At 70.9% G+C, this 24,909-nt stretch carries 21 protein-coding genes; 10 read left to right on the forward strand and 11 right to left on the reverse strand.

Annotated elements, in window-relative coordinates; genetic code table 11:
- Window positions 1-219 precede the first annotated feature (219 nt).
- Genes OHB13_RS08050 through ybaK form a run of 3 tightly spaced genes read left to right on the forward strand, consistent with a single transcriptional unit; the run spans window position 220 to window position 2,568 of the window.
- Window positions 220-1,278 (forward strand): hypothetical protein, encoded by a 1,059-nt coding sequence (locus OHB13_RS08050; protein ID WP_328376531.1) that lies wholly within the window; start codon window positions 220-222, stop codon window positions 1,276-1,278.
- 5 nt (window positions 1,279-1,283) lie between these two features.
- A complete protein-coding gene (locus OHB13_RS08055) occupies window positions 1,284-2,027 on the forward strand; it encodes an LON peptidase substrate-binding domain-containing protein (RefSeq protein WP_266857962.1) in 744 nt (247 codons plus the stop codon).
- A 16-nt stretch (window positions 2,028-2,043) separates the two neighbouring features.
- Window positions 2,044-2,568 carry a Cys-tRNA(Pro) deacylase gene (gene ybaK / locus OHB13_RS08060; protein WP_266857961.1) on the forward strand — a complete coding sequence of 175 codons (525 nt, stop codon included), beginning with the start codon at window positions 2,044-2,046 and terminating at the stop codon, window positions 2,566-2,568.
- Between the two features lie 10 nt (window positions 2,569-2,578).
- On the opposite strand, the gene OHB13_RS08065 is transcribed toward ybaK, so the two are convergent.
- From OHB13_RS08065 to OHB13_RS08080, 4 genes are all read right to left on the reverse strand, one after another.
- On the reverse strand, window positions 2,579-3,271 hold the full coding sequence (locus tag OHB13_RS08065; RefSeq protein WP_266857959.1) for a hypothetical protein: 693 nt from the start codon (window positions 3,269-3,271) through the stop codon (window positions 2,579-2,581).
- A 34-nt stretch (window positions 3,272-3,305) separates the two neighbouring features.
- Window positions 3,306-4,091, reverse strand: a complete 786-nt coding sequence (locus tag OHB13_RS08070; protein WP_328380238.1) for an ABC transporter permease — start codon at window positions 4,089-4,091, stop codon at window positions 3,306-3,308.
- 92 nt (window positions 4,092-4,183) lie between these two features.
- Window positions 4,184-5,155: an ABC transporter ATP-binding protein gene (locus tag OHB13_RS08075; RefSeq protein WP_328380239.1), complete on the reverse strand. Its 972-nt coding sequence runs from the start codon at window positions 5,153-5,155 to the stop codon at window positions 4,184-4,186.
- 99 nt (window positions 5,156-5,254) lie between these two features.
- On the reverse strand, window positions 5,255-6,520 hold the full coding sequence (locus tag OHB13_RS08080; RefSeq protein WP_266857957.1) for an NYN domain-containing protein: 1,266 nt from the start codon (window positions 6,518-6,520) through the stop codon (window positions 5,255-5,257).
- 238 nt (window positions 6,521-6,758) lie between these two features.
- Here OHB13_RS08080 and OHB13_RS08085 point away from each other — a divergent pair, with 238 nt between their 5' ends.
- Complete coding sequence (locus OHB13_RS08085; protein WP_266857955.1) at window positions 6,759-6,947, forward strand: hypothetical protein; 189 nt, start codon at window positions 6,759-6,761, stop codon at window positions 6,945-6,947.
- 57 nt (window positions 6,948-7,004) lie between these two features.
- Here the strand turns inward: OHB13_RS08085 and dnaE are convergent, their stop codons facing one another.
- On the reverse strand, window positions 7,005-10,541 hold the full coding sequence (gene dnaE, locus OHB13_RS08090; RefSeq protein WP_328376534.1) for a DNA polymerase III subunit alpha: 3,537 nt from the start codon (window positions 10,539-10,541) through the stop codon (window positions 7,005-7,007).
- Window positions 10,542-10,686: 145 nt separating this feature from the next.
- On the opposite strand from dnaE, the gene OHB13_RS08095 reads away from it, so the two are divergent.
- From OHB13_RS08095 to OHB13_RS08105, 3 genes are read left to right on the forward strand one after another with little or no spacing between them, the layout of a single operon-like run.
- Window positions 10,687-12,012, forward strand: a complete 1,326-nt coding sequence (locus OHB13_RS08095; RefSeq protein WP_328380240.1) for a DUF2252 domain-containing protein — start codon at window positions 10,687-10,689, stop codon at window positions 12,010-12,012.
- Window positions 12,013-12,065: 53 nt separating this feature from the next.
- Window positions 12,066-12,749 (forward strand): hypothetical protein, encoded by a 684-nt coding sequence (locus tag OHB13_RS08100; RefSeq protein WP_328376536.1) that lies wholly within the window; start codon window positions 12,066-12,068, stop codon window positions 12,747-12,749.
- A gap of 50 nt (window positions 12,750-12,799) precedes the next feature.
- Complete coding sequence (locus tag OHB13_RS08105) at window positions 12,800-13,609, forward strand: thioredoxin domain-containing protein (RefSeq protein WP_328376538.1); 810 nt, start codon at window positions 12,800-12,802, stop codon at window positions 13,607-13,609.
- A 34-nt stretch (window positions 13,610-13,643) separates the two neighbouring features.
- Here the strand turns inward: OHB13_RS08105 and OHB13_RS08110 are convergent, their stop codons facing one another.
- Complete coding sequence (locus OHB13_RS08110) at window positions 13,644-14,213, reverse strand: dienelactone hydrolase family protein (RefSeq protein WP_328376540.1); 570 nt, start codon at window positions 14,211-14,213, stop codon at window positions 13,644-13,646.
- A gap of 30 nt (window positions 14,214-14,243) precedes the next feature.
- On the opposite strand from OHB13_RS08110, the gene OHB13_RS08115 reads away from it, so the two are divergent.
- Window positions 14,244-15,344: a mechanosensitive ion channel family protein gene (locus OHB13_RS08115; protein ID WP_266861152.1), complete on the forward strand. Its 1,101-nt coding sequence runs from the start codon at window positions 14,244-14,246 to the stop codon at window positions 15,342-15,344.
- Between the two features lie 38 nt (window positions 15,345-15,382).
- Here the strand turns inward: OHB13_RS08115 and OHB13_RS08120 are convergent, their stop codons facing one another.
- Window positions 15,383-16,969, reverse strand: coding sequence for a Na+/H+ antiporter (locus tag OHB13_RS08120; RefSeq protein ID WP_266857945.1), 1,587 nt, complete (start codon window positions 16,967-16,969; stop codon window positions 15,383-15,385).
- 259 nt (window positions 16,970-17,228) lie between these two features.
- Here OHB13_RS08120 and OHB13_RS08125 point away from each other — a divergent pair, with 259 nt between their 5' ends.
- Both OHB13_RS08125 and OHB13_RS08130 read left to right on the forward strand, forming a co-directional pair.
- On the forward strand, window positions 17,229-19,019 hold the full coding sequence (locus OHB13_RS08125; protein ID WP_328376542.1) for a hypothetical protein: 1,791 nt from the start codon (window positions 17,229-17,231) through the stop codon (window positions 19,017-19,019).
- A gap of 75 nt (window positions 19,020-19,094) precedes the next feature.
- Window positions 19,095-21,407 carry a glycosyl hydrolase family 95 catalytic domain-containing protein gene (locus OHB13_RS08130; protein WP_328376544.1) on the forward strand — a complete coding sequence of 771 codons (2,313 nt, stop codon included), beginning with the start codon at window positions 19,095-19,097 and terminating at the stop codon, window positions 21,405-21,407.
- Window positions 21,408-21,450: 43 nt separating this feature from the next.
- Here the strand turns inward: OHB13_RS08130 and OHB13_RS08135 are convergent, their stop codons facing one another.
- The 4 genes from OHB13_RS08135 to OHB13_RS08150 all read right to left on the reverse strand — a co-directional run bounded on the left by OHB13_RS08135 (window position 21,451) and on the right by OHB13_RS08150 (window position 24,537).
- A complete protein-coding gene (locus tag OHB13_RS08135) occupies window positions 21,451-21,963 on the reverse strand; it encodes a GNAT family N-acetyltransferase (RefSeq protein ID WP_266857941.1) in 513 nt (170 codons plus the stop codon).
- Window positions 21,960-22,907, reverse strand: a complete 948-nt coding sequence (locus OHB13_RS08140) for an RluA family pseudouridine synthase (protein ID WP_266857939.1) — start codon at window positions 22,905-22,907, stop codon at window positions 21,960-21,962. The genes OHB13_RS08135 and OHB13_RS08140 overlap by 4 nt, the downstream gene beginning before the upstream one ends.
- Before the next feature lie 38 nt (window positions 22,908-22,945).
- On the reverse strand, window positions 22,946-23,626 hold the full coding sequence (gene lspA / locus OHB13_RS08145; protein ID WP_328376545.1) for a signal peptidase II: 681 nt from the start codon (window positions 23,624-23,626) through the stop codon (window positions 22,946-22,948).
- A 62-nt stretch (window positions 23,627-23,688) separates the two neighbouring features.
- Window positions 23,689-24,537 (reverse strand): TraR/DksA family transcriptional regulator, encoded by an 849-nt coding sequence (locus OHB13_RS08150; RefSeq protein WP_328376547.1) that lies wholly within the window; start codon window positions 24,535-24,537, stop codon window positions 23,689-23,691.
- Window positions 24,538-24,909 lie beyond the last annotated feature (372 nt).

Consider the following 24,909-nt stretch of genomic DNA (forward strand, 5'->3'; position numbering starts at 1 on the left):
GGTGCGTCGTGCGGTGGGTGCCGTGCGGTGGGTGGGTCCTGCGGGGCGGGTGGGTGAGTCCGCGTCCGGGAAGTCCGGTCCGCCCCCTTACCTCTTTACCGCTCCCCCTACCTCTTTACCGCTCCTTGACCACCCCGCGTACAACCATCACCCCGATACGAAAGCTTCACGTCCTGCCCCTGGCGCCCTCCTCACCTGCGGTTTTCAATGGTCCGCACCATGTCCCTCATTACTTCTCTGCCCTCCCTCCGCACCATGCCCCTGCGCTCCCTGCGCTCCCTGACCGGGACGGGGCGCCGCCCGCCGCACCGGCCCGCCGACGGGCCGGGCGGCCACCGCGACGAAGAGGTGCTGCTCGACGTCCCCGACGCCCGGCTGGCGCCCGTGCTCGTCGCGGCGGCCGAGGGGGACCACGGGCCGGCGGCCGCACTGCTGGCCGCCACACGGGCGACATCCGGCTGGGAGCACCGCGACCGCTACCTCACCCGGCTCGCCGCCTTCGCCCTCAGCAGGGACGAATGGCTCTCCGGCTGGCTCGCGGCCTCGCCGCACGACCCGGACGCGCTGCTCCTCGCCGCCGGCCTCGCGGTCCTCAGGGCCTGGGACTCCCCCGCCCGGGCCGAACTGCTGCGGGAGGTCGGCCCGCTGGTCGAGGCGGCGGCCGACGGTGATCCCCGGGACCCGGTGCCGTGGCGCATCGCTCTGGACCACGCCCGCGGAGTGCACGCCACGCACACCGACTTCGAAACCCTCTGGGAGCAGGCGCTGCGCCGCTCCCCGTGGCACTACGGCTGCCATGTGGCCGCCCTGCGCTATCTGTCGGTGCAGTGGCACGGCTCGCACCGCGAGTGCTTCGACTTCGCGGAGCAGGCCGCGGACGACGCACCGCCCGGATCGCTGGTGCGGGCACTGCCGGTACGGGCGGCTTTCGCGTACCTCGTCGGCGGCGGGCAGCCGGCCGCCGTCCGCGAGCGGATCGACGGGGCGGCCGACCGCGCCGTCGCGCTGTCCGCCGGGTACCGGCCGGGCGACGCGCTGCTCGCGGAGATCCGGAATCTGCTGGTGTACGTGCTGGTCAGCCGGGAGAGGTGGGCCGAAGCTGTGGAGCAGTTCCGGCTGATCGGCCCGGACGTGACCTCGTTCCCGTGGGCCCGGCTGAGCGACGACCCGCTGGGCCGGTTCCTCGAACTGCGCGGCGCGGCCCGCCTGCTGGCCGCTCCCGGGGGTGCGCGGCGGGACAGGACGGGGCGCGCCCGCGGCCGCGGCCATTACGCTTGACCGCTGTGACCACCGCGCGCCTCCCTCTCTTCCCGCTGAACTCGGTGCTGTTCCCGGGCCTCGTGCTGCCTCTGAACATCTTCGAGGAGCGTTATCGCGCCATGATGCGCGACCTGCTCAAGGTGGACGACGAGGCCGAGCCACGGCGCTTCGCCGTCGTCGCCATCCGCGACGGTTCCGAGGTGGCGCCCACGCTGCCAGGGCTGCCCGGCCGCGCCGCACTGCCCGAGCCGGGCCCGGCCGCCGGTTTCGGCGACGACCCGGCCACCGCCCTGCACCACATCGGCTGCATCGCCGACGCGGCGACGATCCGTGAGCGCGACGACGGCAGTTTCGAGGTGCTCGCCACCGGCACGGCGCGGGTGCGGATCCACTCGCTGGACGCGAGCGGCCCGTATCTGACCGCCGAGGTCGAGGAACTGCCCGAGGACGCCGGGGACGACGCGGGCGCCCTCGCTGAGGGTGTGCTGCGCGCCTTCCGCGCCTATCAGAAGCGGCTGGCCGGTGCACGCGAACGCTCGCTCACCACGGGGGCCGAGCTTCCCGACGAGCCCTCGGTGGTCTCGTACCTGGTCGCGGCGGCCGCCGTGCTGGACGTGCCCGCCAAGCAGAAGCTGCTCGAAGCGCCGGACATCGCGACCCGGCTGCGCGAGGAGCTGAAGCTGCTGCGGTCGGAGACCGCGGTGATCCGGCATCTTCCGTCGCTGCCCGCCACGGACCTGACCCGGGCCCCGACCCACCTCAACTGACCCGAGGAGCGCGCACGTGGCGAAGAAGGCGAAGAAGAAGCAGTCGGGGGGCACGCCGGCCACGGCGGCGCTGGCCGCGGCAGGCACGGCGTACACGCTGCACACGTACGAGCACGACCCGGCCGCCGCCTCCTACGGCGGGGAGGCCGCCGAAGCGCTCGGGGTCACCCCCGACCGGGTATTCAAGACGCTGGTGGCCGATGTGGACGGCGAGCTGACCGTGGCCGTCGTCCCGGTCGCGGGCAGCCTGGACCTCAAGGCCCTGGCCGCAGCGGTGGGCGGCAAGCGCGCCACCATGGCGGACCCGGCCGTGGCGGAACGCACCACGGGGTACGTGCTCGGCGGTATCTCCCCGCTGGGCCAGCGCAAGCGCCTCCGTACGGTCCTTGACGCATCGGCGTCGGAGCACGGGACCATCTGCGTATCGGCGGGGCGCAGGGGGCTTGAGGTGGAGCTGTCCCCTGCGGACCTGGCCGGGCTCACCGGGGCGCTGCTGGCCGTGGTGGGGCGGGCGGGCCGCCCGTACGACCCGGCGGTCTAGTGCCGCGGCACTAGCGCCTTTCGCCCGGCTCCGGAGCGGGGTCCTCGTACGACAGCGGAGGCAGCGTGGCGGGCGGGGACGGCGGGGTCCACTCCGGCTCGGGGTCCCGCGGTCCGAACACCGCGGTCACCCCCAGGTGCACGATCATCGCCGCCACCGGCCACGCGAGCAGTGCGCCCTTCGCGGCCAGTTTCAGCGGTGCGTCGAAGGTGACGCCCTTGCCCGCGTGCTTCGCGGCCGCGACCACGTCCTGCGACGGGCCGAGCCAGATCCCCACGCGCCAGGCGAGCAGCGAGCCGAGCAGGCCGCCGACGGCGAGAGCGATGACCAGCGGCACCCCGCCGCGCCTGCGGAAGAGGAAGACGGCGGCCGCGCTCACCACGCCGAACGCCAGGCCGAGCAGCGCGAACGTGCCGTCCCCGCCGATCGCCTGCTCACCCTCCGAGTCCTTGAGGTAGACGGCCTTGCCGTCGGAGATCAGCGGAACGCGCGGCGCGAGCCACATCCACAGCAGGCCGAGCAGCACGCCCAGGACCGCCAGCACGACCGCCACGACGGCGGCCTGCACCAGCTCGGCCCGCAGTCCCGGGCCGTCGTCGTCACCTGCCTGCTCCGGACCCGGCCAGGGGGTGGCTCCCGAAGGACCCTTCTGCCAGGGGTCGTCGTTCGGGGGCTGGTGCGGAGGTGTCAGTGGCGCGGTCACTCTGCCATCGTGCCAGGCTGCCCTGTGTGCCGCCTCACCGGACCGCCGCCCGCCGGTAGGCCCAGGTGGCCACGGCCAGCGAGACCACCCCGACCGCGGCGCACACAGCGAGGTCGGCGCCGACCGCCGGCCAGTCCGGGTGGTCGCCGAAGGTACGGGCCAGCGCCTCCACCCCGTAGGTGGACGGCAGCAGGTCGCGGGCGTACGCGATCGGCCCCGGCAGCCGGTCTGCCGGGAGCACGCCGAGGAGCAGCGCGGCGGACATCCCGAGCTGCCCGAGCAGGGTGGCGAGTTCCTGGCGCGGCGCGAGCAGTCCGAGCGCGGCGCCGAGCCCGGCGAGCGCCGCCCCGGCGAGCGGGACGACGGCGGCGAGCACCCACAGATGCGCCAGCGGCAGCTGGAAGAGCACGGACCCTGCGACGGCGGTGACGACCGTGCCGGGCACCGTGAAGGAGGCGTACGCCCCGGCGGTCCCCAGCACCACGGACGCGGGCGGCACCGGCAGGGTGGCGTAGTGGTCGAGTCCACCGCTGGCACGCAGCTGGCCGAAGTACTGCGCGAGCAGATTGAGCGCGACGAACGCCACGACCAGGACGGTCGAGCCCGCCACCACGGCGCGGGCCTCGTCGCCGCCGTCGACGACCCCGCGCATCAGGATCATGATCCCGACGGACTGGAACGTCGCCACGAAGAGCAGCGGGATGCGCGCCACCCGGGCCCGTGACAGCTGGGCCCGGTAGACCGCGGCGAGCGCCGGCAGCAGCCGGGCGCGCGGCGCGAGCGGCTCGGCCCCGGTGGCCGCGTCGGCGGCACCGGGCAGGCCGCCCCGGGCGCCGGAGCCGCCAGGAGGGAGGGCCTCGCCGCGCGGCGGGATCTCCGGGTTCGGCTGGGACTGCGCGGAGACCACTGCGGTCACGCCTTCACCAGCCCCTTCGTACGGCCGCCCAGCGCCATGTACACGTCCTCCAGGCTCGGTGTGGACAGCGTGAAGTCGTCGAGTGCGCTGAAGGCGGGCCCGCCGGTCACCGTGGCGACGGCGGCCCGTGCCTCGTCGGGTGCCAGCCGCAGCACCCAGCGGCGCCCGGACTCCTGCGCGGACTCGCGGAGAGCTGCGACCTCCGGGATGTCCAGCGGCGCCCGTTCCCGCCAGACCAGCTCGACCCGGACCTCGCCCGCGACCTGGGCCTTCAGCCCGGCCGGGGTGTCGCAGGCGATCACCCGGCCGCGTTCGATGACGGCGACCCGGTCCAGCACGGTCTCGGCCTCGATGACGTTGTGGGTGACCAGCAGGACGGTCACGCCGCGCTCGGCCCGCCGCCGGTCGACCGCGGCCCACACGGCGCGCCGTGCGACGGGGTCCATCCCGGTGGTGGGCTCGTCCAGGACGAGCAGCGAGCGGTCCCCGACGAGCGTGGCGGCGAAACAGGCGAGCCGCCGCTGGCCGCCGGAGAGCTTCTTGAGCGGCCGCCCGGCGAGCTCGGTGATCCCCAGTTCCTCCAGTACGGCGTCCCGCTCCCGGCGCGCGTCCGGCACGGAGAGACCGCGCAGCCGGCCGGTGGTCTCCGCCGCGAGGGCGACGGTCAGTTCGTCGAGCGCGGTGGACTCCTGGCCCAGATAGCCGAGCAGCCGCGCGGCGCGTTCGGGATGGCGTACGAGATCGTGGCCGAGCACCTCGACGTGGCCGGAGTCGGGCCGCATCAGCCCGGTGAGCTGGCGTACGAGGGTGGACTTGCCCGCGCCGTTGGGTCCGAGCAGCCCGAAGATCTCGCCGCGGCGCACGGCCAGGGAGATCCCGTCGGTGGCCCGCACCTCGGGCGTGGCGGGAGCCCCCCGTCTGCCGCGCGCGGCCGGGTACGTCTTCACCAGCTCGCGCACCACGCACACATTGCCCGTACTCACGAGGGACGAGCCTACGGGGTTGGGCGGCCCGGAAGGGCGCCGGGGCCCATCGCGCCCGCTCCCGGTGACGGCCGTCGGCACACGTCAGCGCCCGGTCTGCTCCCCGGCGGGCGCGTGCTCCGCGGCCCGTACGTCGATCTCCCGCCAGAACCCGGCCCTGATCGCGTACCGGTCGTGCTCGTCGATCTGGTCGTCCTTGTGGGCGAGCAGCCCGAACCGGGCCGCGTACCGCAGCAGCTCACCGTCGATCCGGTGCGGGATCCGCGGGTACATCGCCGACAGCTTCTGCACATGGCCGGGGTCCGGCAGCCGCTCCATCCACCGCCTGGCGAAGACCTGCCCCACCTCGAAGGGGTCACCGCCGACCGTGGTGATGTCCTCCTCGCGGTCCGCCCACCGCTGCTCCGCCGTGGTGACCTGGGCGAGCGTCGGCAGGGACGCGGTCTCCGCCGGTTCACCGGCCTGGCCGCCGGGGCGCTCGATCCAGCCGCGCTCGGACGACCAGCGCAGCGTCGCGTTCGCCGGGTGCTGGGCGGCGGGCTGCGCTCCGGGGCCGCGCAGGCCCGCGAGGTCCTTGGGGGTGGGGACACCTCCCCTGGCCGCCGCCGCGTGCGCCCGTTCCTCGTCGGTGGGCTGCTCGGTGGCCGGGCCCGCCGTCGCGACGTTGTGCACGGCGGCGGCCTGCGCCGCGCGCTCGGCCGACGCGGCGAGCGCCGACTCCGGGAGCGGGGCGGAGAGGATCGCGGCGATCTCCGGGCGGGGCGCGGACGCCGGTGCGCAGGCCCCGCCGGTCTCCTTGGCCCGTACGGCCTTGGTGATCCAGGTCCGGTCCAGCACCCGGCGCTCATCGGCCTCGGCCACCAGGTCCTCGGACTGGTTGTAGTCCCCGTCGGCCGCCTGCACCGCCCACAGGTGCACGGCCACGCCGTGCTCCTTCGCGGACATCAGGCCGGGCAGCAGATCTCCGTCGCCGGTGACCAGCACGATGTCCGAACAGGCGCGATTTCTGGCCAGTTCGGTGAGTTCCGCGTGCATGGCGGCGTCGACGCCCTTCTGCGCCCAGCGGCCGTCGCTCCTCGTCAGTGCGCCCAGCCGGACGGTCACCCGCGGCATCACCCGCAGCCTGCGGTGTTCGGGCTGCGGCACCCGGTCGGGGGCGCCGTCGAACCAGTAGATCCGCAGCAGCGGCTGCTCCGTGTCGTCCTCGGCTCGCTCGCGCAGGCCCTGGATGAGCGCCGCGTGGTCGACAGTGATGCGGGAGCGGGCAGGTTCTCCCGCGAGAAGACTCGCGGCGGCTCCCAGCAGGTATCCGGCGTCCACCAGGACGACGCAGCGGTCCACGCGATCCACCCTCTTTCGGGTACCTCGGGAGAAGGGGAAGTACTTCGGGTTTCCTTCGAGTCTGCCCGACCGTACGAGGGTTAACGGCCGGAACTCGATCATCGGCGTGGCGTAGCGCGAAGTTGGTCCGAAGTAACGCGGGACAAGCCCTCATTACGCACGGTAATGATCCAAAATGCGGCAGTCTGTGCGATATGTGAATCTGGTCGCGGCCCTGGCCCCTAGTCCCCCTCAAGGAGGCATCACCATGGCCAAGCACAAGAACCGCCATAAGCACGGCAGTCAGCAGGACCGCTCGTCCGCCGCCGAACGCAGCGGCGAGGACGCCCGGTCCAGCTCGTTCGAGTCGCAGAATGAGTCCCAGCCGCAGTCGATGCCGCAGGGCAGCCCGTCAGATGTCGCACGTAAGCACCAGAAGCGCTTCGGCCACAACTGATCTTCGCCGTAATGATGTTCGAGGGGCGCGCCGTGCACGGCGCGCCCCTCAAGCGGCTCAGCCCGCCAGGCAGGCCGGGCCCAGCAGCACCTTCAGATCGCCGAAGAGTGCCGGGTCGGGCTGCACCCGGTGCCGGTCGAGCCGGAGCACCGTGGTCTTGCGGGAGCCCTGAAGCTTGATCCGCACCTCGGAGTTGCCCCGGTGGTGGGAGAGGATCTCACCGAGCCTGCTGACCATCGGCGGGGTGACCTTCACGGTGGGGATGGTGATCGTCACCGGGGCGTTGGTCCCGGCGGACGACAGGTCGGGGACCTGCATCTCCATCGCGACGAGGCGCGGGATGTCCTCGCGCTTGTCGAGCCGGCCCTTGACGAACACCACGGTGTCCTCGACCAGCTGGGTCGACACCAGCTGGTAAGTGGCCGGGAAGAACATGCACTCGATGGTGCCCGCGAGGTCCTCGACGGTGGCGATGGCCCAGGCGTTGCCCTGCTTGGTCATCTTGCGCTGGAGGCCGGAGATGATCCCGCCGATGGTGACGACCGCGCCGTCCGAGTGCTCCCCACCGGTCAGCTGGGCGATGGCGGCGTCGCTCTTGTCCGAGAGCACGTGTTCAAGCCCGAAGAGCGGGTGGTCGGAGACGTAGAGACCGAGCATCTCCCGCTCCTGCGCGAGCAGATACGACTTCTCCCACTCGATGTCGGAGAACTCCACGTCGAGCCCGAAGCCCGGCTCGGAGCTGTCCTCCTCGCCGCCGCCGAAGAGGTCGAACTGCCCCTCGGCCTCCTTGCGCTTGACCGCGACCACGTTGTCGATCATCGGCTCGAAGTGCGCGGTGAGGCCCTTGCGGGTGTGTCCCATCTCGTCGAAGGCGCCCGCCTTGATGAGCGATTCGGTGGTGCGCTTGTTGCAGGCCACGGCCTCGACCTTGTCGAGGTAGTCGGGGAAGGAGCTGTATTTCCCCTTGGCCTTGCGGGAGCGGATGATCGACTCCACCACGTTCGTACCGACGTTGCGCACCGCGGAGAGACCGAAGAGGATCACGTCGTCGCCCTGGGCGGCGAAGTTGGACTCGGACTCGTTCACATTGGGCGGCAGCACCTTGATGCCCATGCGGCGGCACTCGTTGAGGTAGATCGCCGACTTGTCCTTGTCGTCGCGCACCGAGGTGAGCAGCGCCGCCATGTACTCGGCCGGGTAGTTGGCCTTGAGGTAGGCGGTCCAGTAGGTGACCAGGCCGTACGCGGAGGAGTGCGCCTTGTTGAACGCGTATCCGGCGAACGGCACCAGGACGTCCCAGAGCGCCTTGATCGCCGCGTCCGAGAAGCCCTCCTTCTTGGCCCCGGCCTCGAAGAGCACGAAGTTCTTGGCCAGTTCGTCGGCCTTCTTCTTGCCCATCACACGGCGCAGGATGTCGGCCTCGCCGAGCGAGTATCCGGCGACGATCTGGGCGGCCTTCTGCACCTGCTCCTGGTACACGATCAGGCCGTAGGTGAGGCCGAGGACCTCCTTGAGCGGCTCCTCCAGCTCCGGGTGGATCGGGGTGATCTCCTGGCGGTTGTTCTTGCGCTCCGCGTAGTTCGTGTGCGAGTTCATGCCCATCGGGCCCGGCCGGTACAGGGCCGAGACGGCGGAAATGTCCTCGAAGTTGTCGGGCTGCATCTGGCGCAGCAGGGAGCGCATCGGGCCGCCGTCGAACTGGAAGACGCCGAGCGTGTCACCGCGGCAGAGCAGTTCGAAGGTCTTGGGGTCGTCCAGCGGGAGGGACAGCATCTCCAGGTCGATGCCCTTGTTGGCCTTCACCATCTTGACGGCGTCGTCCATGATCGTCAGGTTGCGCAGGCCCAGGAAGTCCATCTTCAGCAGGCCGAGCGACTCGCACTGCGGGTAGTCCCACTGCGTGATGGTGACGTTGTCCGTGTGCCTGACCCAGACCGGGGCGTGGTCGACGATGGGCTCGCTGGACATGATCACGCCGGCCGCGTGCACACCCATCTGCCGGACCAGGCCCTCGACGCCGGTGGCGGTGTCGATGACCTTCTTGACGTCCGGTTCGTTCTCGTACATCCCCCGGATCTCGCCCGCCTCGCTGTACCGCGGGTGCTTGGGGTCGGTGATACCGCTGAGGTCGATCCCCTTGCCCAGGACGTCGGCGGGCATCGCCTTGGTGAGGCGGTCACCCATCGCGTACGGATAGCCGAGCACGCGCGCGGAGTCCTTGATCGCGTTCTTGGCCTTGATCTTTCCGTACGTGCCGATCATGGCGACCTTGTCGGCGCCGTACTTCTCCGTCACGTACCGGATCACCTCGACGCGCCTGCGCTCGTCGAAGTCGATGTCGACATCGGGCATCGAGACCCGCTCGGGGTTGAGGAACCGCTCGAAGATCAGCCCGTGCGTGATCGGGTCGAGGTCGGTGATGCCCATCGCGTACGAGACGATCGAGCCGGCCGCCGAACCACGCCCGGGGCCGACCGCGATGCCGTTGTTCTTCGCCCACATGATGAAGTCGGCCACCACAAGGAAGTACCCCGGGAACCCCATCTGGATGATGATGTCCATCTCGTACGCCGCCTGCTTCTGGCGGTCCTCGGGAACACCCCCCGGATACCGGCGCTCCATGCCGACCCGGACCTCTTCCTGGAACCAGGTGATCTCGGTGTAGCCGTCCGGGATGTCGAACTTCGGCATCAGGTCGCGCTTCTCGAACATGCCCGAGGTGTCGATCTGCTCCGCGACCAGCAGGGTGTTGGCGCACCCCTGCTGCCAGGCGTCCGAGGAGTCGATGGCGTACATCTCGTCGGTCGTCTTGAGGTAGTAGCCGGTGCCGTCGAAGCGGAAGCGGTCCGGGTCCGAGAGGTTCTTGCCGGTCTGGATGCAGAGCAGGGCGTCGTGCGCGCTCGCCTCGTGCGCGTAGGTGTAGTGCGAGTCGTTCGTCACCAGCGGCGGGATGCCGAGCTTCTGGCCGATCTCCACCAGGCCGTCGCGGACCCGGCGTTCGATCTCGATGCCGTGGTCCATCAGCTCCAGGAAGTACCGGCCCTCACCGAAGATGTCCTTGTAGTCGGAGGCCGCCTGCATCGCCTCGTCGAACTGCCCCAGCCGCAACCGGGTCTGCACCTCACCCGACGGACAGCCGGTCGAGGCGATCAGGCCCTCGGACCACTGGGAGATCGTCTCCTTGTCCATCCGCGGCCACTTCTGCAGCCAGCCCTCGGCGTACGCGTCCGACGACAGCTTGAACAGGTTGTGCAGACCTGTACTGTTCGCCGCCCAGATCGTCTTATGCGTATAACCACCCGAACCGGACACATCGTCGCGCTTCTGATGCGGCTGGCCCCACTTGACCTTCCGCTTGTTCCGCCGCGACTCCGGAGCGACATACGCCTCGATACCGATGATCGGCGTCACACCCGCCTTCTTCGCCGAATGGAAGAAGTCGTACGCCCCGTGCAGGTTCCCGTGGTCGGACATCGCGATATGCGACATGCCCATCTCATTGCAGGCGTTGAACATGTCCTTGAGCCGCGCGGCACCGTCCAGCATCGAGTACTGCGTGTGGACGTGAAGGTGCGTGAAAGGCGGCTTGGTCACGGGGATGCCTCCTGCGGGACGAGTGGGGAACAGCGATGAAGTCTACGTCGGCCCACCGACAGCGGCGGGGCACTCCCGGGTGGCTCCGTGCGTTGAGCCCGTTGGAACAGCTGTCCCTTATGTGATGCACCTGGAGGCACCCGCGATGTCGGTCCCGCAGCCCAGCTCCGAGGAGCGCGGCGAGCAGATTCTCGCCGTTTTCGGCACCGCGTTCGGCGAGCTCCTGGCCGCCGATCCGGCTGCTTTCCGGGTCAAGTTCCGGAAGATGGCGGCCTCGGCCTTCGCCTTCTACCGGGGCGCGGCCTGCCTCTTCTACGAGGACCTGGGCGGGAGCGCGGAGGGCGGCCCGTATCTGGACGAGCGGACCGGCCGGGTCTGGGTGCACGGCGATCTGCACGCGGAGAACTTCGGCACCTATCTGGACGCCAACGGCCGGCTGATTTTCAATGTGAACGACTTCGACGAGGCCTATGTGGGCCCCTTCACCTGGGACGTCCAGCGCTTCGCGGCCTCGCTGGCGCTGCTCGGCCACGCCAAGGCGCTCAGCGACGACCAGATCACCGGTCTGGTGGAGACCTATGCGGCCGCCTACCGCGAGCGGATCCGGGTCCTGGCGTCCGGCGCCCGGGACGACGACGTGCCTCCGTTCACGCTGGACACCGCCGAGGGACCGCTGCTCGGCGCGCTGCGCGCGGCCAGGTCGCGCACCAGATTCGCGCTCCTCGGCTCCATGACGGAGATCCGCGACCACGAGCGGCGCTTCACCACCGACAGCAGCACGGTGGAGCTCGACGCGGCGTCGCGGTACAAGATCCTCGCCGCCTTCGACGGCTATCTGGAGACGCTGCCGGAGGAGAGCCTGGGCCGCCCCGACTCGTACCGGGTGAAGGACGTCGTGGGGCGCAAGGGCATCGGGATCGGCTCGGCCGGGCTGCCCTCGTACAACATTCTCCTGGAGGGCCACAGCGACGCCCTGGAGAACGACGTGATCATCTACATGAAGCAGGGGCAGACCCCGGCGGTCTCCCGGCACATCACGGACCCGGCGGTCCGCGGGTACTTCCAGCACGAGGGCCATCGCACGGTGATCTCGCAGCGCGCCCTGCAGGCGCACGCCGACCCGTGGCTCGGCTGGACCGAGCTGGACGGCGCCGGGCAGCTGGTGGCCGAGGTCTCGCCGTACGCGGTGGATCTCGACTGGTCGGACCTGGACGACCCCGAGGAGATCGCGGCGGTCGTCGCCGACCTCGGCCGGGCCACGGCCACCATGCACGCGGCGGCGGACGACGAGAGCGGCCACTCGCTGGTGCCGTTCTCGACGGAGCGCGCCATCGACGCGGCCATCGCCGCCGACGAGGACGGCTTCGCCAAGATGCTGGTGGACTTCGCACACGCCTACGGGGCGCAGACCCGGCGTGACCACGCGATATTCGTGGAATTGTTCCGCAATGGCCAGATCCCCGGTCTCTAGACTCAGGAACCTTTAAGGGTCTCTTACCTGCGCCCATGGCACACTCGGGGCCGATGGACATATCAGGGACACAGCTCAGAGCGGTTCGCGCGGCGCTTTTCACAGCGCTGGTCGTGACCCTCTCCACTGCGTCCCATGTGCTCCTCTCACAGGTCCCGCTGCCGCCGGTCACGGTGGCGGCGCTCGCCGCCGCCGTCTTCACCGTGGCCTTCGCGCTGGCCGGCCGCGAGCGCGGTTTCGGGGCGATAGCGGGCGTCCTCATTCCGCTCGAACTCGCCGCCGACACCGTCTTCACGACCGGCCAGCATGTCTGTTACGGCCCGTCGGGCGGCCCCGTCGCGGGCGCCCTGCGCTCGGTCGGGGTGGACGTGCTCTGCGGCGGCCAGGTCGGCACCCCGCTGGCTGCCGTGACCGGCCCCGGCAAGGACGCGGTGGCGCTGCTCGACTCGCAGGCCCCGGCGCTGCCCTGGCTGCTGCTCGGCGCTCATGTCGCGGTCGGGCTGCTGGCCGCGCTCTGGCTGCGGCGCGGCGAGAGCGCGCTGGCCTCGGTGGCCCGCTCGGTCGGCGCCCTCGCCTTCCGGCCGCTGCGCGTCGCGGTGGCCGTCGTCGGAGCGGCCTGCACCGCCGTGCGGGACGGGGCGCTCCCCGCGCACCGCCCGCGCACCTCGCGCACCCTGCTCCTCGTGCACTCCGTGGGACTGCGCGGACCTCCGTACCCGGCTCCCGTTCCGAGCTGAGTACGCAGTTCCGCCCTGCCCCGACCACGCCCCACACGGAGAACCCCACCATGAGTGCACGCAACAACCAGACCAACAAGGCAGCGGCCCGCGAGCGGCTGCGCGCCGAGCGCGAGCGCCAGGCGAAGAAGGACAAGACCCGCCGGCAGCTCTTCGTCGGCGGTTCCATCGTCGTCGTCCTCGCGATCGCCGCGGGCGTCGGTTACGGCGTCATGCAGCTGAACAAGCCCTCCGGCTGGGAGGCGGCGAAGAGCGCCAAGGTCGTCGCGCCGAAGAACACCACGGGCACGGACGGCACCACGGTCGTCGTCGGCAAGGCGTCGGCCAAGAAGACGCTCCAGATGTACGAGGACCCGCGCTGCCCGATCTGCGCGACGTTCGACCAGACGGTCGGCGCGACGGTGCAGAAGGACCTCGACGCGGGCAAGTTCAAGATCCAGTACATCGGCGCTACGTTCATCGACAACAACGGCGGCGAGGGCTCGAAGAACGGTCTGAGCGCTCTGGGCGCCGCGCTCAATGTGAGCCCCACCGCGTTCGAGCACTACAAGACCGCGATGTACTCCGCGAAGTGGCACCCCGATGAGACCACGGACACGTTCAAGGACGACTCGTATCTCATCAAGATCGCGCAGACCGTGCCGGAGCTGAAGGACAACAAGGCCTTCCAGAAGGCCGTCAACGGCGGCACCTACGACGCGTGGGCGATGAAGATGTCCGCGAAGTTCGACAAGAGCGGTGTCACGGGGACGCCCACCCTCAAGATGGACGGCAAGAAGCTGACCACCCCGGGCAGTGACAACGCGCCCATGACCGTCGCGGACTTCAACACCGCGCTGGACAAGGCCCTCAAGGCCTGATCCGGCCCGATCCGGCCTGATCCAGCGGAAGACCCTAGAGCGTTTCGAGGAAGCCGAGTGCGACCCGCCAGGTCCGCTCGGCCGCCTCGGCGTCGTAGTCGGGCAGCTCGGGGTCGGTGTAGAGGTGGCCCGCGCCCGCGTAGTGGTGCACCTCCACATCGGCCCCGATCCGCTGCATCCGCAGATACCAGGCGTTCAGCCAGTCGTGCGGCTCGAACGGGTCGGGGTCGGCGACATGCAGCTGTACGGGCAGCTCGTCCACCGACACGTCGTCGGCGATGTCCGACGTCCCGTGCAGAAGCAGCAGTCCGCGGGCCTTCTCGTCCGCGATGGCAAGATTCTGCGCGAGGGAGCCGCCGAGCGAGAACCCGGCGTAGACCAGGCCCTCGTCCGAGTGGGGAGCGGCGGCCGTCACGGCGCGCTTCAGCAGCTCTTCGGAGCCGAGCTCCTCCTTGAAGGCCATGCCTTCCTCGACGGTCCCGAAAGTCTTACCGTCGAAAAGATCGGGCACCAACACCTGATGACCGGCCGCACGCAGCCGGTCGGCCGCCGCACGGACGGCGGGCCGCAAACCGTACGTCGAATGGAAAAGGATGATGTTCACGTGGCCATGGTGCCAGCTTCGGCCGGAAGCATGGAGACCGTACTGCGTCCCCTGATCGTCATCGGCGGCTCGGTGCTGCTGACGCTCGCGGTGGGCTGGCTGGTCGACCGCGCGCTCAAGCGGACCGACGAGCGCCACCACGAGACCCCGCTCTGGGGCCTGCTGCGGCGCTGCCGGGTACCGCTGCAGTCGGTCCTGATCACCGGGCTGCTGCGCGGCAGTTACCAGCAGGTGCGGTTCAAGCCGGTGCAGCACCACTCCACCGGGATCGGGCAGTTCCTCACCCTGGTCCTGATCGGCTTCACGGCCTGGCTGGCCCTGCGGATCGCCACGGCGATCGTCGACTCCTCGTACGCCCGTTACGCGGCGACCACCCACGACCAGGCCAGGCTCCGCCGGGTCCGCACCCAGGTCACGCTCATCCAGCGGGTGGTGACGGCGATCGTCGGGACAGTGGCCGCATCGGCGATGCTGCTGACCTTCCCCACGATGCGTACCGCGGGCACCTCGCTGCTGGCCTCCGCCGGGCTCCTCGGCATCGTCGCCGGTGTCGCCGCCCAGTCCACTCTGGGCAACCTGTTCGCCGGGCTGCAGATCGCCTTCGGCGACATGGTCCGCATCGGGGACACGGTGGTCGTGGACGGCGAGTGGGGCACCGTCGAGGAGATCACGCTGACCTTCCTCGCGGTGCGCACCTGGGACGAGCGCCGGATCACCATGCCGGTGTCGTACTTCACCAGCAAGCCCTTCGAGAACTGGTCGCGCGGCGGTGCCCAGATGTCCGGCACCGTCTTCTTCCAGCTCGACCACTCGACGCCGGTCCCGCAGATGCGCGAGAAGCTGCGGGAGATCCTGAGCGAGATCCCGTCGTGGGACGGCAGGAACTGGTCGCTCGCCGTCACGGACACCACTCCGAGCACCATCCAGGTGCGGGCCGTGGTCACCGCGAAGGACTCGGACGACATCTGGACCGTGCGGTGCGCCGTACGGGAGCAGCTGATCGCCTGGCTGCGTGACGAGCACCCGTACGCCCTGCCCAAGGTCGCGACCGCACCGGCCGAGCTGGCGAAGAACCACTGGGGACCGGATCTGTTCAAGCACGACCCCGCTCCCAGGACCGGCCGGGGCTGACCAGGAGCTGACGGCCGGGGCCGCCGCAGCGGCGCGCGCTACCGCAGGCTGCGCACGTCCAGGTGGCGCAGCACCCGGTCGACGATCTCCGGGTCGGCGCCGGGCTCGTTGCGCGCGGAGAGCACTTCGTGGCGGGCCGCCGACATCATCTCCCGCTGGATCCGCTGGGTGGTCCTGACCCGCTCGGCCCGCTTCAGATACGCGGCGTGCCGCTCCTCGTCGACCATCCCGGGGCTGATCCTGACGCCGATCTCGAAGGCGCCGCGGGCCAGCCGTTCCATGACCTCCTCGGGCAGCTCCTCGACGTCCTGGATCTCCTTGAGCCGGTGTCTGGCGGCCTTGGCCGCCCGTACCGCCAGGCTCCGTTCGAGTTCGCGCTCGGCGCCGGCGTCCGAGCGGACGCCCAGTTTCTTCACCAGCCAGGGCAGGGTCAGCCCCTGGAAGACCAGGGTGACCATGACCACGGCGAAGGCGATGAAGATGATCTCGCTGCGCGCCGGGAAGGGGCTGCCGTCGTCCTTGGTCATCGGGATGGCGAGGGCCAGCGCGACCGAGGCGACCCCGCGCATCCCGGCCCACCACATGACGATGGTCTCGCGCCAGCTGGTGGGGATGTCCTCGTCGTAGTCCCGCAGGGTGTGCAGTCTCTTCGCGAGCCAGGTGGCGGGCAGCAGCCACACCAGGCGCAGTGCGACGACGACTCCCACGGCTGCCGCGCCCCAGCCGATCATCTCGGCCAGATGCCCGTTCGCGGTGCCGAACACCACATGCAGTTCGAGCCCGATGAGACCGAAGGTCACCCCGGTGACGAGGGTGTCGACGATCTCCCAGAAGGCGTTGCCCTCCAGCCGGCCGCGTACGTCGTCGGCGTCGGCGGTGTGTTCGGCGAGGAACAGCGCGGAGGTGAGCACCGCCAGCACGCCCGACCCCATCAACTCCTCGGCCAGCACATAGCTGAGGAAGGGCACCAGCAGGGTCAGGCCGATCTGCAGGGTGGTGTCGCCCAGCAGCCCCATCAGCTTGTTGGTGAGCCAGCCGAGGGCGAGTCCCACCACCAGGGCCACCACCGCGGAGAGCACCAACTGGCCCGCCGCGACCGGCCAGGAGAAGGTTCCGGTGACGGCGGCGGCGATCGCCACGTGGTAGAGCACGATCGCTGTCACGTCATTGAACAGCCCTTCGCCCTCCAGGATCGAGACGAGCCGGCGGGGCAGCCCGAGCGCGCCGGCGACGGCGGTCGCCGCCACCGGGTCGGGCGGCGCCACCAGCGCGCCCAGCGCGACGGCCGCGGCGATCGGCAGGCCCGGCACCATCGCGCTCGCGACCGCGGCCACGGCGGCCGTCGTCACGAAGACCAGCGCGACGGCGAGCAGCAGGATCGGCCGGAAGTTGGCCGTGAACTGCCGCCAGGAGGTGCGCTGTACGGCCGCGTACAGCAGCGGCGGCAGCACCAGCGGAAGGATGAAGCCCGAGGGGATGTCGACATTCGGCACGAAGGGCAGCAGGGCGAGGCAGATCCCGAGGAGCGTCATCAGGACCGGGGCGGGCAGCCCGAGCCGCTCACCGATCGGTACGGAGACCACCGCCCCGATCAACAGCAGGAGCAGCAGTGCCAATTGGTCCACGGGTTGCCCTCCGGGGCTGTCGGAATCTCCGTCGGCATCGCTGCCGAAACCTTGACGGTCAGTGGCTCAAGCGTGCCATGCAATACGTGCGTATCAGCCCAATAGCCCCGCCTGCTCCGCCTCCGCCTTGGCCGCACTCCATCTTTCATCCGATGTCTATGGTGCGCGAGGTCTTCCCGTCCGGTTGAGGCGCGGGCACTATGCAGGGTGCATGGATTCAGGGACGAGAACTGTCGACACATACCTGACTGGAGCTCATATGCCCTCCGCGCATCAACCGCCGTCCAGGAGAGCAGTCCTGGGCGCCGCGGCGACCGGTGCGGGCGCGCTGCTCGCCCTCGGCGCCGCCCCGCACGCGTACGCCTCCACCGCACCGGCCCGGCCGCCCGCCCACTCCCCCGGCAGGCGGTTGCCCTTCCTCATGGACATGGTCCAGGCGAACCCGGGCGAGCCGATGACCGAGTCCCGCTACAACGACCCGCACACCCTTGCCTCGTACGGATATGACGGCCAGGTCATCAACGAGTTCCGCCCGCCGCACACCGGAGTCACCTTCGACACCGTCGACGATCGGATCTTTCCGGCGGGGTCCGAGGCGCGTGCCTGGGTCGAGGAGAACGCCAGGGGCATCGACGAGCACATCCGGCGCGCGCACGCCGCGGGCATCGACTCGTACTTCTTCACCGACATCATCGTGCTGCCGAAACGGCTGGTCGAGCTGTACGGCGACGAGGTCCTGGACGACCAGGGCCGGATCAGCCTGCACCGCCCGCGCACCCTGGAGATCCACCGGCTGATGCTCCGTGAGGTCTTCGCCCGCTTCCCCGGCATCGACGGTCTGGTCATCCGGACCGGTGAGACCTATCTGCAGAACGTGCCGTACCACACGGGCAACAACCCGATCACCGAAGGGAAGGACAGCCACCACCTGCTGATCGGTCTGCTCCGCGACGAGGTGTGCGTCCGCGCGGGGAAGCGGCTCTTCTACCGCACCTGGTCCACCGGCGGCGACCCGCTCACCAACGACCCGGCGTTCTACCGCACCGTCACCGACGCGATCGAGCCGCACCGGAACCTGCTGTTCTCGGTGAAGCACACGGCGGTCGACTTCTGGCGGACCGTCGCCTTCAACCCGACCCTGGGCATCGGGAACCACCGGCAGATCGCCGAAGTGGAGTGCGCCCGCGAGTACGAGGCGAAGGGCGCCTGCCCGGACTACATCGGTGACGGCGTCATCAACGGCTTCGAGGAGTACGCCGGTCTGCCCGGCCCGCAGGGTCTCGCGGATCTCGCGGGCAACCCGCTGTTCGCCGGGGTGTGGACCTGGTCGCGCGGCGGTGGCTGGCGCGGCCCGTACATCACCAACGAGCTCTGGTGCGATCTGAACATGTGGGTGATGGCCCGCTGGACCCGTGACACCGGGCTCGGCGAGGCGGGCGCCTTCCGCGCGTACGCCCACCGCGCCGGGCTGTCCGGCAGCGCCGTCGACAGCTTCCACCGGCTGGCGCTGCTCTCCGCGGCCGGCACCCTGCGCGGCCACTACAGCGCGCTCACCCAGGTCAAGCGGCTGACCTGGACCCGCGACCAGTACCTCGGCGGCTCCGACAAGGACCTCACCGACGACTACCGGGCGATCGTCGCGGCGGGCAGCGTCGAGCGGATCCTGGCGGAGAAGGCGCAGGCGGCCCGGATCTGGCAGGAGATCAGCGCGCTCTCCGGGCGGCTTCCGCTGCGCGACCGGGCCGACCGCGAATTCCTGCGCGTCTCGTCCCGCTACGGCCTGCATCTGTACTCGGTCATCCACCACGGCTGGCAGGTGATGCTGCGTGCCTACGCGGGCGAGCGGAGCCACCTGATGGCCGCCCATCTGCGGGCGTACGACAGCGCCTGGGCCTCCTGGCAGCGGCTCGCCGACCGCGAGCCGTCCTGCGCCACGCTCTACCAGCCGCTGGGCTTCGGCCAGAAGGACGCGAACGGGGTGTACGGCGCCGACCCCGACCACGGCATGGGCCCGTCCGTCGACGCCTGCCGGAAACTGCTCGCCTCATGAGGCACGTCACCACGCGCCGCGCCCCGCTCGGGGGCGCCCCGGACCGCACCCCCGTACCGAACAGGAGCCTCCACCGTGCATGAGCTCTCCCGCAGACACTTCGCCGGTACGGCGGCGGGCGCGACCGCCGCCCTCTGGCTGGCCGGGTCCCGCACCGCCTGGGCAGCCCCGGCCGACGGCCGGCCCGGGTCGCACGGCCCCGACGTGTACGAACGGACGGTCCGCGCCGCCGCCATGAAGTGGCGTCGGCTGCCCACCGGCTGGCAGGACGCCCCGTTCCTCGCCAACGGATACCTCGGCGCACAGCTCTACCGGGGCGCGTCCGCGAACACGCTGAAGCTGATGATCAGCCACACCCAGGTGCAGGACCAGCGCGGCCAGTGGCGCGGCGGCACCGGCTACTCCCGGCTGCCCGTCGGGTACTTCACGCTTACCCTGGCCGGGGAGATCACCGCCGTCGACTGGACGCTCGATCCGTACGACGCGGAGCTGCGCGGCACGCTCACCACCACCCGCGGCTCCCTGTCCTTCTCCGCGCTCGTCCAGAACGACTCGGGCGCGCTGCTGGTCTCGACCCGGCCGAGCGCGGGCGAGGAGTCCGCCGCCTGGGCCTTCCAGTGGCTCCAGGCCGCCAGTACCCGGCTCATCGACAAGCCGGCCGACTACACGCCCAATCCGGACCCGCGGGCCGGCGCCGGCTTCGTCGAACAGCCGCTGCTGGCGGGCGGCGGCTGGACGACGGCCTGGCGGGAGCAGCGCGAGGGGACGGGGCGGCTGCTGGCCGCGCAACTGGTCTACCGCTTCCCCGGCGATGTGCGGCAGGCGACCGCGGACGCCGTGGCGGCGGTGGACCGCGCGCTGGCCACCGGCCCGGACCGGCTGGTCGCCCGGCACCGCGAGTGGTGGCACGCCTACTACCGGCGCAGCTTCCTCTCCGTACCGGACAAGCGGCTCCAGGCGTTCTACGTCCTCCAGCTCTACAAGATGGCCTCGACCACCCGCGCCCAGGGCCCGACCCTGTCCGAGTGGGGGCCCTGGTACCCGGAGGTCGGCAACAGCTGGACGGCGGTGTGGTGGAACCTCAACGTCCAGATCGGGATGCCCGCGGTCAACGGCACCAACCACCCCGAACTGGACTCGGTGACCCAGGCGTTCCGCCGTTTCGAGAAGAACCTGCCGACGTCCGTTCCGGCCGCCTACCGCGACGGCCACAACTACGCGCTCGGCCACCCGTCCGACTGGCAGCTGCGGGCGGGCGACACATACGACGTCGGGGTCCCCGGCTCCGACCACATCTCCGACAACTTCGGCAATCTCACCTGGGCGCTGCACAACGTCTGGCTCTCGTACCGGCACTCGATGGACCTCGCCACCCTGCGTGACGTGGTGTATCCGATCCTCGCGAAAGCCATCAACTTCTACGCCAACTTCCTGCACGAGGGCGGCGACGGCAAGCTGCACCTGCTGACCACCCGCTCCCCCGAGTACGCCAACGCGGCGGACTGCACCTACGACCTCTCACTGATCCGCTGGGGCGCCCGTACGCTCATCGACTCGGCCCGGCTGCTGCGCGTCGACGACCCCCGCGCCCGGCAGTGGCGGGACATCTCGGCGCGGCTCACCCCGTACGCCGAGGACCCGGCGGACGGGGTGATGATCGGCAAGGACGTGCCACTGGCGGACTCGCACCGCCACCACTCCCATCTGCTCTGGCTCTATCCGCTGCGCGAGCGGAAGTGGGACAGGCAGGGCGACCGGGATGTGATGCGGCGCTCGCTGGCCCACTGGACGAGCATGCAGAGCGCCTGGCACGGCTACAGCTACGCCACCTCGTCGTCCATGTACTCGGTGATGGGCGAGCCGGAGAAGGCGCTGGACCAGCTGACCTTCTTCACCGACGGGAACACCGTCGCCGACTGTCAGATGACGCCCAACACGATGTACCGCGAGGGCAAGAACCTCGCACTCGAATCCCCCCTGGCGGCGGTCCAGTCGATGCTGGACATGGCGGTGCAGGGCGACGGCGGGGTGCTGAAGGTGTTCCCCTCGGTGTCGGAGCGGTGGGCGGACGCGTCGATCGCCTCCCTGCGCACCGAGGGCGCCTTCCTGGTGGACGCGGACCGTGCGGGCGGCGCCACCCGCTGGATACGGATCCGGAGCGAGGCCGGCGAACCGCTCACGCTCGACCACGGGATCTCCGGCGCGGTCGACGTACGGGACGAGCACGGTCGTCCGCTGTCCTGGCACGGCACGGGCCCCGGCCGGATCGCGGTGCGGCTGCCGCGCGGCGCGACGGCCGTGGTCACCCCGCGCGGCGCCCGCGCGTCCCGGGGGCCCAGGGACGTACCGGCGAACGGGCCGGCCGAGCCGTGGGGGCTGCCGTCCTGACCGGGCTGCACCTCGCCCGGCGCTGACTTGCCCGCAGTCCGCCTTACTTGCTGTCCGCGCCGGTGCGATGCGCGGCGCTGTCCCCGACGGTGCGGCGCATCGCCCGGTGCGGGATGCCCGCATCCGGGAACTCGGGTCCGTACGCCACGTACCCCAGGCGCTCGTAGAAACCCAGCGCATGGGTCTGCGCGTGCAGATCCACCGCGGTCAGCCCGCGCTCACGGGCCGCGTCCTCGATCGCCCGGACCAGCGCGACACCCACGCCCCTGCCCCGCGCGGCAGCGGCGACGGCGAGCCGGCCGAGCGAGCCGACGCCCGGCTCGTCCACCCCGCGCCCGGGTCCGGCGGCGGGCAGCAGCAGCCGCCCGGTCCCCAGCGGCCCGTCCGCGCCGGCGGCCAGTACATGCACGGTGGCCGCGCCGAGGGCGTCGTACGCGTCGTACTCCAGCTCGGGCGGCACGCCCTGCTCGGTCACGAAGACGTCCCTGCGGACGGCGAAGCAGGCGTCGAGACCGGCCTTGTCGGCCACCACCCGCACCTCGTACCCGCTGGTCACCGCTGCTCGCTCTCCGCCCGGATCGCCTCCAGCGCGTGGCGCAGGTCCTCCGGGTACTCGCTCCGGAACTGGACCCACTGGCCGTCCGACGGGTGCTCGAAGCCCAGGCTCATCGCGTGCAGCCACTGCCGCGTCAGACCGAGCCGCTTCGCCATGGTCGGGTCGGCGCCGTAGGTGATGTCGCCCACACAGGGGTGGCGGTGAGCGGACATGTGCACCCGGATCTGGTGCGTGCGCCCGGTCTCCAGCTTGATGTCGAGCAGCGAGGCCGCCCGGAACGCCTCGATCAGGTCGTAGTGCGTGACGGACGGCTTGCCCTCGGCCGTCACGGCCCACTTGTAGTCGTGGTTGGGGTGGCGCCCGATGGGGGCGTCGATCGTCCCGCTCATCGGGTCGGGGTGGCCCTGCACCAGCGCGTGGTAGCGCTTGTCGACCGTGCGCTCCCGGAACTGCTGCTTGAGCAGGGTGTACGCGCGCTCCGACTTGGCCACCACCATCAGCCCGGACGTCCCCACGTCCAGCCGGTGCACGATGCCCTGGCGCTCGGCCGCGCCCGAAGTGGAGATGCGGTACCCGGCGGCGGCGAGACCGCCGATGACGGTGGTGCCGGTCCAGCCGGGGCTGGGGTGGGCGGCGACACCGACGGGCTTGAGGATCACCACGATGTCGTCGTCGTCATGGACGATCTCCATGCCCTCGACGGGCTCGGCGACGATCTGCACGGGGGCGGCGGCCGCGGGCATCTCAACCTCCAGCCAGGCGCCGCCCCGGACCCGCTCGGACTTCCCGACCACTGACCCGTCGACCTGGACCTTTCCCGAGGCGGCGAGGTCGGCCGCCTTGGTGCGGGAAAACCCGAACATGCGGGAGATGGCGGCGTCGACGCGCTCGCCCTCCAGGCCATCGGGAACGGGCAGGGTGCGGATCTCGGGAACGGTACTCACCCGTCGAGTATGCCTTGCCCGGAGGACCCGCCGGTCCGTCAGTCCTTGTGGACGGTCCCGTCGGGGTCGAGGCCCTTGAACGACAGCAGCACGATCAGGATGCCGCCGCAGACGATCGCGGAGTCGGCGAGGTTGAACACCGCGAAGTGCGCGGGCCTGATGAAGTCGACGACCTCGCCCTGGAAGACACCGGGCGAGCGGAAGATCCGGTCGGTCAGATTGCCCAGCGCGCCACCGAGCAGCAGACCGAGCGCGACCGCCCAGGGCGCGCTGTAGAGCTTCCTGGCCAGCCGGACGATGACCACGATCACGGACGCCGCGACAATGGTGAAGATCACGGTGTACGCCGACCCGAGCCCGAAGGCGGCGCCCGCGTTCCGGATCGCGTCGAACTGCAGCAGATCACCGATCACCTTGACGGGGGCGTGGTGCTCCAGCTTGGCCACCACGATCGTCTTGCTCACCAGGTCGAGCAGATAGGCGAGGACGGCCACGACGAAGAGCACCGTGAGCCTGCGCTTGCCCCGGGGCCGCTCTTCGGGGCTCTCCCCGTCGGCGGCCTGCCCGTCGGCGGCCGGTTCGTCCGCGGCCGGCCCGTCGGCGGAATGCGCCCCGGGGGCGTCCACCGCGGAGGTCTCCTCCTCGGGCGACTGCTCCGGTGCGTCCCCTGCCGACTCGGGAATGTCCGGCGTACCGATGATGCGCTCCGCCTCTGCCACGTGATTCCCTCGCCCTAGTACCTGACTGAGGACGAGGGTACGACACACCGCCCCCGAAGCTCTCAGGACCTGCGCTCCTGTTTCTGCTTGCACTCGACGCAGAGGGTGGCGCGCGGGAAGGCCTGCATGCGCGCCTTGCCGATCGGCTTGCCGCAGTTCTCGCAGAGCCCGTACGTCCCGGCGTCGAGCCGCTCCAGCGCCCGCTCGGTCTGCTCCAGCATCTCGCGGGCGTTGGCCGCGAGTGCCAGCTCGCTCTCCCGGGTGATGTTCTTGGTGCCGGTGTCGGCCTGGTCGTCACCCGCGCCCTCGCCGGAGTCCCGCATCAGACCGGCGAGAGCCGTCTCCGCCGCCGCGATCTCGGCTCCCAGCCGCAGGTCCTCGCTCTGCAGCTCGGCCCGGGCGTCGGCGACCTCCTCCGGGGTCCAGGGGTCCTCGCCGGGCCGTACGGGCAGCTCCCCCGGGGCCACGGGCGCGGCGACCCGGGCCTTGGGTACGGCGGAGGGGGCGGGCTTGCCGGCCGCCGCGCTCCCGCCGGCGCTCTTCTTCGCAACCACCGTCTTGGCTCCCGTCTGTTCCGCGGCCTCGGCCGCCCCCTGCGCCGCGGTCGCGGCCGTGCTGTCCGGCGCCGGGTGGCCCGGTGACGTACTGGACGCGGCCTTCTTCGCGGCCGTCTTCTTGGCAGCCGCCTTCTTGGCTGCGGTCTTCTTCACGGGCGCCTTCTTGGCGGGCGCCCTCTTGGCTGCGGTCTTCTTGGCTGCTGCCTTCTTCCCCGCCGCGGCCTTCTTCGCGGTGGGTTTCCCGGCGACGGTCCCGTCCGCGGCGGCTCCGTGCTCGCCTGCCGCGTCCCCGGCCGTCGCCCCAGTGGATTCTGCGGACGCCGATCTCGATCCGGCGGTCTTCTTCGCCACCATGGCCGCGGCCCCTTCACATTTTGTGATCTTGCTCGCGAGTCTGCTGGGACGATAAATCGACACCAGTCCCGCGGCAACGGGGCACGCCGCCGGTTCAGCCCTCCTCACGTCCTGGACAAGCCGAGCCTGCAAGCGTTGTGCCCAGCTCCCCGCCCGGTAATCCGCCAACCGGGAGTCCCGGTATCCCGCGGGGCCGCGTGTGGCCATTCGGGTCAGCCCGGCGGCCGCGAGCGCCCGCGGGAAAACCGGTCGGAACCCGTCCATGCGGGCCCGTACACTGGCCCCAGCGGAAGGCATGGACGGGACGAGTAGCGGCGCAAGCGGCCACGAGCGATCCGGGGACGGTGTGAGCCCGGAGGCAGGCACGGCGTG

The organism is Streptomyces sp. NBC_00440, assembly GCF_036014215.1.
Lineage (GTDB): Bacteria > Actinomycetota > Actinomycetes > Streptomycetales > Streptomycetaceae > Streptomyces.